The organism is Citrobacter sp. wls718 (genome assembly GCF_005280945.1).
GTDB lineage: Bacteria > Pseudomonadota > Gammaproteobacteria > Enterobacterales > Enterobacteriaceae > Citrobacter > Citrobacter gillenii.
The window spans coordinates 58,887-67,598 of sequence record NZ_SZWV01000107.1 but is presented as its reverse complement, the minus strand read 5'-3'; the positions used below and the strand labels follow the sequence as shown (position 1 = coordinate 67,598).

Below are 8,712 nucleotides of genomic sequence, written 5' to 3'. Positions count from 1 at the left end.
TGGAAATATAGGGGCCAATCCACCGACATGAGCCACATCCGCAGCGTTCCGTCGATTGAAGCCGGGAACAGCGCTTCGCACGCGATTGGGCTGGGGCAGATGAACCTGCATGGCTATCTGGCACGCGAAGGTATTGCCTATGGTTCAGCGGAGGGGCTGGATTTCACCAATCTCTATTTCTACACCGTCACCTGGCATGCCCTGCATACCTCCATGTTGCTGGCCAAAGAGCGTGGCCAGACTTTTGCCGGATTCAACCAGTCGCGCTACGCCAGCGGCGAGTATTTTGATCGCTATTTAAGCGGCGACTGGCAGCCAAAAACCGAGAAAGTCCGCGCGCTGTTTGCCACTCGCGGCGTGACGCTGCCGACGCGTGAAATGTGGTCACAGCTGCGTGAGGATGTGATGCGCTACGGTATTTATAACCAGAATTTACAGGCGGTGCCGCCAACCGGCTCCATCTCCTACATCAACCATGCCACCTCAAGTATTCATCCGATTGTGTCTAAGGTGGAGATTCGCAAAGAGGGTAAAACCGGGCGTGTGTATTACCCTGCCCCGTTTATGACCAACGAAAATCTGGCGCTGTATCAGGATGCCTACGAGATTGGCCCGCAAAAAATCATCGATACCTACACCGAGGCAACCAAACACGTCGATCAGGGGCTGTCGCTGACGCTGTTTTTCCCGGACACCGCCACCACCCGCGATATCAACAAAGCGCAAATCTACGCGTGGAAAAAAGGCATCAAAACGCTGTACTACATCCGACTGCGCCAGCTGGCGCTGGAAGGTACTGAAATTGAAGGCTGCGTGTCATGCGCGCTGTAAGGAGAGCAGGATGAAGCTAAACCGCGTGAGCGCCATCAACTAGAACAAAATTGAGGATGATAAAGATCTGGAGGTGTGGAACCGGCTGACCAGTAATTTCTGGTTGCCGGAAAAAGTCCCGCTGTCGAATGATATTCCCGCCTGGCAAACGCTGAGCGTCGCCGAGCAGCAGCTCACCATTCGCGTCTTTACCGGGCTGACGCTGCTCGACACCATTCAGAATATTGCCGGCGCGCCCGCGCTGATGGCGGATGCATTAACCCCACATGAAGAAGCGGTGTTGTCAAATATCAGCTTTATGGAAGCGGTGCACGCTCGTTCCTACAGCTCTATTTTCTCCACCCTTTGCCAGACCAAAGATGTGGATGCGGCCTACGCCTGGAGTGAGGAAAATGCCGCGCTGCAACGCAAAGCGCAGATTATTTTGCAGCATTACGCCAGCGATAATCCACTGAAGAAGAAAATTGCCAGCGTATTTCTGGAATCGTTCCTGTTCTATTCCGGCTTCTGGCTGCCGATGTATTTCTCCAGCCGCGGTAAGCTGACCAATACCGCCGATCTCATCCGTCTGATTATTCGTGATGAAGCCGTTCACGGTTATTACATTGGTTATAAATATCAAAAGGGGCTGGAGCATATTTCACTGTCAGCTCGTGAGGAACTGAAGAATTTTGCCCTCGATCTGCTGATGGATTTGTACGATAACGAAGTTCACTACACGGAAGTGTTGTATGCCGAAACCGCCTGGGCCGACGAGGTGAAAGCGTTCCTGTGTTACAACGCCAATAAAGCCTTGATGAACCTGGGTTATGAGGCCCTGTTCCCGGCGGAAATGGCGGATGTCAATCCGGCAATCCTCGCCGCGCTGTCGCCCAACGCCGATGAAAACCATGATTTTTTCTCCGGTTCAGGCTCGTCATACGTGATGGGGAAAGCCGTCGAAACTGAAGACGACGACTGGAATTTCTAGATCTCATTTTCGCGGAAAATACCCTACACTTTTCGCGTTAATATTTTAACGGGATCACATTTTTATCACACAAAGATCATTGTGTGATCTACACTCAATATTAGCCGCATTATTCGCCTGAGTTTCAACAATTCAGGCGACTTTTTACTGCCATTTACAAAAAATATCAAAGAAGTTTCATCTACGCTCAGCCCTTATATCACGGGAAATCTCGCCATCTGGCCTTTGGCAATATTCATGCCACAACCAAATTCAGGGTTGTCTCAGATTCTCAGTATGTTAGGGTAGAAAAAGATAACTATTTTCACCAGGTACTATATCGATATAAACAAATAACAGGAATAATTCTATTGCATGGCAATTAAATTAGAAGTTAAAAATCTCTATAAGATATTTGGCGAGCACCCCCAGAGAGCGTTCAAATATATTGAAAAAGGATTTTCAAAAGAGCAGATTCTGGAAAAAACAGGGCTATCGCTTGGCGTTAAAGACGCCAGTCTGGCCATTGAAGAAGGCGAGATATTTGTCATCATGGGATTATCCGGTTCGGGTAAATCCACAATGGTACGCCTTCTCAATCGCCTGATTGAACCCACCCGCGGGCAGGTACTGATTGACGGCGTGGATATCGCCAGGATATCCGATGCCGAGCTTCGCGAGGTGCGCAGAAAAAAGATTGCGATGGTATTCCAGTCCTTTGCCCTAATGCCGCACATGACGGTACTCGACAATACGGCCTTCGGTATGGAGTTAGCCGGTATTGCTGCGGATGAACGTCGTGACAAAGCGCTGGATGCGCTCCGCCAGGTCGGGCTTGAGAATTACGCTCACGGATACCCGGATGAACTCTCCGGTGGTATGCGCCAGCGTGTCGGTCTCGCCCGCGCATTAGCCATTAACCCTGACATCTTATTAATGGATGAAGCCTTCTCTGCGCTCGATCCTTTAATTCGTACCGAGATGCAGGATGAGTTGGTAAAACTGCAGGCAAAGCATCAGAGAACCGTGGTCTTTATTTCCCACGATCTCGACGAAGCCATGCGCATTGGTGACCGCATCGCTATTATGCAAAATGGTGAAGTGGTGCAGGTCGGTACCCCGGATGAAATCCTGAATAACCCGGCCAATGATTATGTGCGCACCTTCTTCCGTGGTGTTGATATTAGCCAGGTATTCAGCGCGAAAGATATTTCCCGTCGTAGCCCTGAAGGCTTAATTCGCAAAACACCAGGGATTGGCCCACGTTCGGCACTGCAATTATTGCAGGATAAAGATCGTGAATTTGGTTACGTGATTGAACGCGGAAACAAGTTTGTTGGCGTGGTCTCCATCGACTCATTAAAAACCGCCTTACGTCAGGCGCAGGGTATTGAAGCCGCACTGATCGACGAACCGTTAGCCGTAGAGGCGAAAACGCCGCTGAGCGAGCTGCTTTCTCATGTCGGGCAAGCACCGTGCGCGGTACCGGTTGTCGATGAGGAACATCAGTATGTGGGCATTATTTCCAAACGCATGCTGCTACAGGCTTTAGATCGCGAGGGGGCAAACAATGACTGATCAAACAAATCCGTGGGACACGACACCAGCAGCCGATAGCGCTGCACAATCCGCTGATGCCTGGGGTACGGCGTCAAGCGCGCCTACCGACGGCGGCAGCGCAGACTGGCTGACCAGCGCGCCCGCGCCAGCACCTGAGCATTTCAATATTATGGATCCGTTCCATAAAACGCTGATCCCGCTCGATAGCTGGGTCACCGAAGGGATCGACTGGGTGGTGACCCATTTTCGTCCCGTCTTCCAGGGCATTCGTGTCCCGGTAGATTACATTCTCAACGGCTTCCAGCAACTGCTGCTGGGTATGCCTGCGCCGGTGGCGATTATTCTTTTCGCTTTAATCGCCTGGCAGATTTCCGGCGTCGGGATGGGCGTTGCCACGCTGATTTCACTGGTCGCGATTGGCGCGATTGGCGCCTGGTCACAGGCGATGATCACCCTGGCGCTGGTGCTGACCGCGCTGCTGTTCTGTGTGCTAATCGGTTTACCGATGGGGATCTGGCTGGCGCGCAGTCCGCGTGCGGCAAAGATCGTTCGTCCCCTGCTCGATGCCATGCAAACCACGCCTGCGTTCGTCTATCTGGTGCCGATTGTGATGTTATTCGGCATTGGTAACGTGCCGGGCGTCGTGGTGACGATTATCTTCGCCCTGCCACCGATTGTGCGTCTGACCATTCTGGGTATTAACCAGGTGCCAGCCGACCTGATTGAAGCTTCGCGCTCCTTTGGTGCCAGCCCGCGTCAGATGCTGTTTAAAGTCCAGCTGCCGCTGGCGATGCCCACCATTATGGCGGGGGTTAACCAGACGCTGATGCTGGCGCTTTCCATGGTCGTCATCGCCTCGATGATCGCCGTCGGTGGATTGGGTCAGATGGTACTGCGCGGTATCGGGCGTCTCGATATGGGGCTGGCTACCGTTGGCGGGGTTGGGATTGTGATCCTCGCCATCATTCTGGACCGCCTGACGCAGGCCGTCGGTCGCGACTCGCGCAGCCGGGGTAACCGTCGCTGGTACACCACCGGCCCTGTTGGGCTTATCACCCGCCCTTTCACTAAGTAATTCACCTGTTGCCCGGTGGTATTGCGCTTACCGGGCCTGCACGTCCCTCCAATAATTAAAGGAATAACGATGCGACATACCGTACTTTTTGCCACAGCGTTTGCCACCCTTGTCTCCACCAGCGCTTTCGCTGCCGACCTGCCGGGCAAAGGCATCACCGTGCAACCTATCCAGAGCACGATCTCTGAAGAATCGTTCCAGACACAGCTGGTCGCTCGTGCGCTGGAAAAGCTGGGTTATACCGTCAACAAAGCCAGCGAAGTTGACTACAACGTCGGCTACACCTCTATTGCTTCTGGCGATGCCACCTTTACCGCCGTGAACTGGCAGCCACTGCATGACGACATGTACGCCGCCGCGGGCGGAGACAAAAAGTTTTATCGCGAAGGGGTATTCGTGACGGGGGCTGCACAGGGGTATCTGATCGACAAAAAAACCGCTGAGCAGTACAAAATCACCAATATCGCCCAGTTGAAAGACCCAAAGATTGCCAAAATCTTTGATACCAACGGCGACGGTAAAGCTGACATGATGGGCTGTTCACCCGGCTGGGGCTGCGAAGCGGTCATCAACCACCAGAATAAAGCCTTCGATCTGGAAAAAACGGTCGACGTCAGCCACGGCAACTACGCGGCGATGATGGCTGACACCATCACGCGCTTTAAAGAAGGCAAACCGATTCTCTACTACACCTGGACACCATACTGGGTGAGCGACGTGATGAAGCCGGGCAAAGACGTGGTCTGGCTGCAGGTGCCGTTCTCTTCCCTGCCGGGTGAGCAGAAAGACATTGACACCAAGCTGCCAAACGGCGCGAACTACGGCTTCCCGGTCAACACCATGCATATCGTTGCCAACAAGGCATGGGCAGAGAAAAACCCGGCCGCGGCGAAGCTGTTTGCCATCATCAAGCTGCCACTGGCGGACATCAACGCACAGAACGCGATGATGCATGAGGGCAAAGCTTCCGAAGCCGATGTGCAGGGTCACGTTGACGGTTGGATCAAAGCCCACCAGCAGCAGTTCGACGGCTGGGTAAAAGAAGCATTAGCTGCGCAGAAGTAACCCACTCGTAGGCCTGATAAGCGTAGCGCCATCAGGCACAGTAAGTAACCACACCAATGCTGGATGGTGGCGCAATGCGCCTTATCCGGCACGCATCTCTTCACTCGCCCGAAACCGCACAATCCATCACCTAACAAATCAGCAACATTTATCCACTTCCGTTATGATTGTTTCAGAAATCCATTATTCAGCTGAAAACAATGACAAATTCCTCTCAGGGACTTAGCCGATCGCTGATCCTGCTCATGTCCATCGCCACGGGTCTCGCCGTCGCCAGTAACTATTACGCCCAGCCGCTGCTCGATACCATCGCGCGCAACTTCTCATTATCTGCCAGTACCGCAGGCTTTATCGTCACCGCGGCACAGCTTGGCTACGCCGCGGGCCTACTGTTTCTGGTACCGCTTGGCGATATGTTTGAGCGGCGGGGGCTTATCGTGTCCATGACGTTACTCGCCGCTGGCGGCATGTTGATTACCGCCAGCAGCCAGTCGTTGGGCATGCTGATCCTCGGCACGGCACTGACCGGGTTGTTTTCCGTCGTAGCACAAATATTGGTTCCGCTGGCGGCCACACTCGCCACGCCGGAGACACGCGGCAAAGTTGTCGGCACCATTATGAGCGGTCTGCTGTTGGGGATTTTACTGGCTCGTACGGTGGCCGGGCTGCTGGCGAATCTCGGCGGCTGGCGCACGGTATTTTGGGTCGCCTCGGTGCTGATGGCGCTAATGGCTATCGCGCTATGGCGCGGACTGCCGAAGATGAAATCAGAAACCCATCTCAACTATCCACAGTTGTTAGGCTCGGTCTTCAGCCTGTTTATCCACGATAAACTGCTGCGTACCCGGGCGATGCTGGGCTGCCTGACGTTTGCCAACTTTAGTATTCTCTGGACATCAATGGCATTTTTGCTGGCGGCACCGCCGTTTAACTATTCAGAAGGCATGATTGGCCTGTTTGGCCTGGCCGGTGCCGCCGGTGCGCTCGGCGCTCGTCCTGCTGGTGGATTTGCTGATAAGGGCAAATCCCATCTCACCACGACATTAGGTCTGTTGTTACTGCTGCTCTCCTGGCTGGCAATCTGGTTGGGTCATACGTCAGTACCGATGCTGATAATTGGCATTCTGGTACTGGATCTCACCGTTCAGGGCGTGCATATCACCAACCAGACGGTTATTTACCGCATTCACCCGGATGCGCGTAACCGACTGACCGCCGGCTATATGACCAGCTATTTTATTGGCGGGGCGGCAGGTTCACTGATTTCAGCCTCTGCCTGGCAGCATGCCGGCTGGGCTGGCGTTTGTCTGGCAGGATCGACCGTTGCCGTACTCAACCTGCTGGTCTGGTGGCGAGGTTTTCACCGCCAGGAAGCCGTAAATTAAGCGTATCGCGCGTGTTTGCCGCTGATTGAGCTCCTCAGGGTGTTAAGGAGCTCATCAGTCTGCTAAGGTTATAACTCATTGAGCCAGGTTATTTAAATTTCGGTAATGAAGCCTATAATCCTATGGAAAGCCCTGTTCCCCAGTCAGACCCCAGCCCGGCAACCTTAACGGAAGGATTCAAAGACAGTCTGCCGATCGTCATCAGCTATATTCCGGTCGCCTTTGCATTTGGTCTCAATGCCACTCGCCTGGGCTTTACGCCCGTCGAAAGCGTCTTTTTCTCCTGCATTATCTATGCCGGTGCCAGCCAGTTCGTCATCACTACCATGCTTGCCGCGGGCAGTTCGCTATGGGTCGCCGCGCTCACCGTGATGGCCATGGACGTACGCCATGTGTTGTATGGCCCTTCCCTGCGCAGCCGCATCGCCCAACGACTCAGTAAACCTAAAAGCGCAGTGTGGGCCTTTGGCCTCACTGATGAAGTGTTTGCCGCCGCAACGGCGAAGCTGGTGCGGGACAATCGCCGCTGGAGTGAGAACTGGATGATGGGGATCGCACTATGTGCCTGGATTTCCTGGGTATTCGGTACGATTATTGGCGCATTCTCCGGCAGTGGCTTACTGAAGGATTTTCCGGCGGTCGAAGCGGCGCTAGGTTTTATGCTCCCGGCGCTGTTTATGAGTTTTCTGCTCGCGTCATTTCAGCGTAAACAGTCGCTGTGTGTGACCGCGGCACTCGGCGGAGCACTGGCGGGCGTGACGTTTTTTTCTATTCCTGCCGCCATACTCGCTGGCATTGTTTGCGGATGTCTGACGGCGCTTATCCAGTCATTCTGGCAGGGGGCGCCTGATGAGTTATGAGGTTCTGCTGCTTGGCCTGCTGGTTGGCGGCGTCAACTACTGCTTTCGTTATTTACCGCTGCGTCTGGGGGTGGGAAATGTTCGCCCGACAAAACGCGGCGCAACCGGCATTTTACTCGACACCATTGGCATAGCATCAATTTGCGCCCTACTGGTGGTGTCTACCGCACCTGAAGTTATGCACGACGCTCGTCGGTTTGTGCCAACGTTGGTGGGGTTTGTTGTACTGGGCGCAAGCTATTTTAAGACCCGCAGCATCATCATTCCGACATTGCTGAGTGCTCTGGGCTACGGATTAGCCTGGAAAATGTGGGTTGTTTTATAGGTAAAAATAATCATTTTAAATAAATAATACATTTACTTTATTTGTCACTGTCGTTACTATATCGGCTGAAATTAATGAGGTTATACCCAAATGGATAGTTCGTTTACGCCCATTGAACAAATGCTAAAATTTCGCGCCAGCCGCTACGAAGAATTCCCTTACCAGGAAGTTCTTCTGACTCGTCTTTGCATGCACATGCAGGGCAAGCTGCTGGAAAACCGCAATAAAATGCTGAAAGCTCAAGGGATTAACGAGACGTTGTTTATGGCGTTGATTACGCTGGAGTCTCAGGAAAACCACAGTATTCAGCCTTCTGAACTGAGTTGCGCACTGGGTTCGTCGCGGACTAACGCCACGCGTATCGCGGATGAGTTAGAAAAACGTGGCTGGATCGAGCGTCGCGAAAGCGATAACGATCGCCGCTGCCTGCATCTACAGTTGACCGAGAAAGGCCATGCATTCTTGCAAGAGGTATTACCGCCTCAGCATAACTGTCTGCATCAGCTCTGGTCATCTCTTAGCACCACAGAAAAAGATCAGCTTGAGCACATCACCCGCAAGCTTCTGACCCGTCTTGATCAGATGGAACAGGATGGCACGGTACTCGACGCGCTGCGTTAACGCGCCGACACGCTCAAAAATCCAGATTGATAAATGAAAAA

The 8,712-nt window shown here is 53.2% G+C and carries 8 protein-coding genes and 1 pseudogene; all 9 read left to right on the top strand.

Translation table 11 applies throughout. From position 1 onward, the window contains the following. Positions 1–831, top strand: a pseudogene (locus tag FDW95_RS21610) (ribonucleotide-diphosphate reductase subunit alpha); the annotation flags it as partial. A gap of 49 nt (positions 832–880) precedes the next feature. Then, entirely contained in the window at positions 881–1,801 is a 921-nt protein-coding gene (nrdF, locus tag FDW95_RS21605) for a class 1b ribonucleoside-diphosphate reductase subunit beta (RefSeq protein ID WP_249359299.1), read from the top strand. A gap of 354 nt (positions 1,802–2,155) precedes the next feature. After that, the gene (proV, locus tag FDW95_RS21600; RefSeq protein WP_137363609.1) at positions 2,156–3,358 is read left to right on the top strand and encodes a glycine betaine/L-proline ABC transporter ATP-binding protein ProV; all 1,203 of its coding nucleotides are present in this window, start codon (positions 2,156–2,158) and stop codon (positions 3,356–3,358) included. Further along, positions 3,351–4,415 (top strand): glycine betaine/L-proline ABC transporter permease ProW, encoded by a 1,065-nt coding sequence (gene proW / locus FDW95_RS21595; RefSeq protein WP_115257651.1) that lies wholly within the window; start codon positions 3,351–3,353, stop codon positions 4,413–4,415. Before proV ends, proW begins: the two co-directional genes overlap by 8 nt. 69 nt (positions 4,416–4,484) lie before the next feature. Then, a complete protein-coding gene (gene proX / locus FDW95_RS21590; protein WP_115257650.1) occupies positions 4,485–5,480 on the top strand; it encodes a glycine betaine/L-proline ABC transporter substrate-binding protein ProX in 996 nt (331 codons plus the stop codon). A 200-nt stretch (positions 5,481–5,680) separates the two neighbouring features. Next, on the top strand, positions 5,681–6,865 hold the full coding sequence (locus FDW95_RS21585) for an MFS transporter (RefSeq protein WP_115259904.1): 1,185 nt from the start codon (positions 5,681–5,683) through the stop codon (positions 6,863–6,865). A gap of 122 nt (positions 6,866–6,987) precedes the next feature. Beyond that, entirely contained in the window at positions 6,988–7,725 is a 738-nt protein-coding gene (locus FDW95_RS21580; RefSeq protein WP_115257649.1) for an AzlC family ABC transporter permease, read from the top strand. Beyond that, complete coding sequence (gene ygaH, locus FDW95_RS21575; RefSeq protein ID WP_096755999.1) at positions 7,715–8,050, top strand: L-valine transporter subunit YgaH; 336 nt, start codon at positions 7,715–7,717, stop codon at positions 8,048–8,050. Before FDW95_RS21580 ends, ygaH begins: the two co-directional genes overlap by 11 nt. 90 nt (positions 8,051–8,140) lie before the next feature. Then, positions 8,141–8,671 carry a transcriptional repressor MprA gene (gene mprA / locus FDW95_RS21570; RefSeq protein WP_096755998.1) on the top strand — a complete coding sequence of 177 codons (531 nt, stop codon included), beginning with the start codon at positions 8,141–8,143 and terminating at the stop codon, positions 8,669–8,671. Positions 8,672–8,712 lie beyond the last annotated feature (41 nt).

Coding starts and splice junctions, on each gene's coding strand:
- ygaH (WP_096755999.1), top strand. CDS start 7,715: ATGAGTTATGAGGTTCTGCTGCTTGGCCTGCTGGTTGGCGGCGTCAAC.
- proX (WP_115257650.1), top strand. CDS start 4,485: ATGCGACATACCGTACTTTTTGCCACAGCGTTTGCCACCCTTGTCTCC.
- FDW95_RS21580 (WP_115257649.1), top strand. CDS start 6,988: ATGGAAAGCCCTGTTCCCCAGTCAGACCCCAGCCCGGCAACCTTAACG.
- FDW95_RS21585 (WP_115259904.1), top strand. CDS start 5,681: ATGACAAATTCCTCTCAGGGACTTAGCCGATCGCTGATCCTGCTCATG.
- mprA (WP_096755998.1), top strand. CDS start 8,141: ATGGATAGTTCGTTTACGCCCATTGAACAAATGCTAAAATTTCGCGCC.
- proV (WP_137363609.1), top strand. CDS start 2,156: ATGGCAATTAAATTAGAAGTTAAAAATCTCTATAAGATATTTGGCGAG.
- proW (WP_115257651.1), top strand. CDS start 3,351: ATGACTGATCAAACAAATCCGTGGGACACGACACCAGCAGCCGATAGC.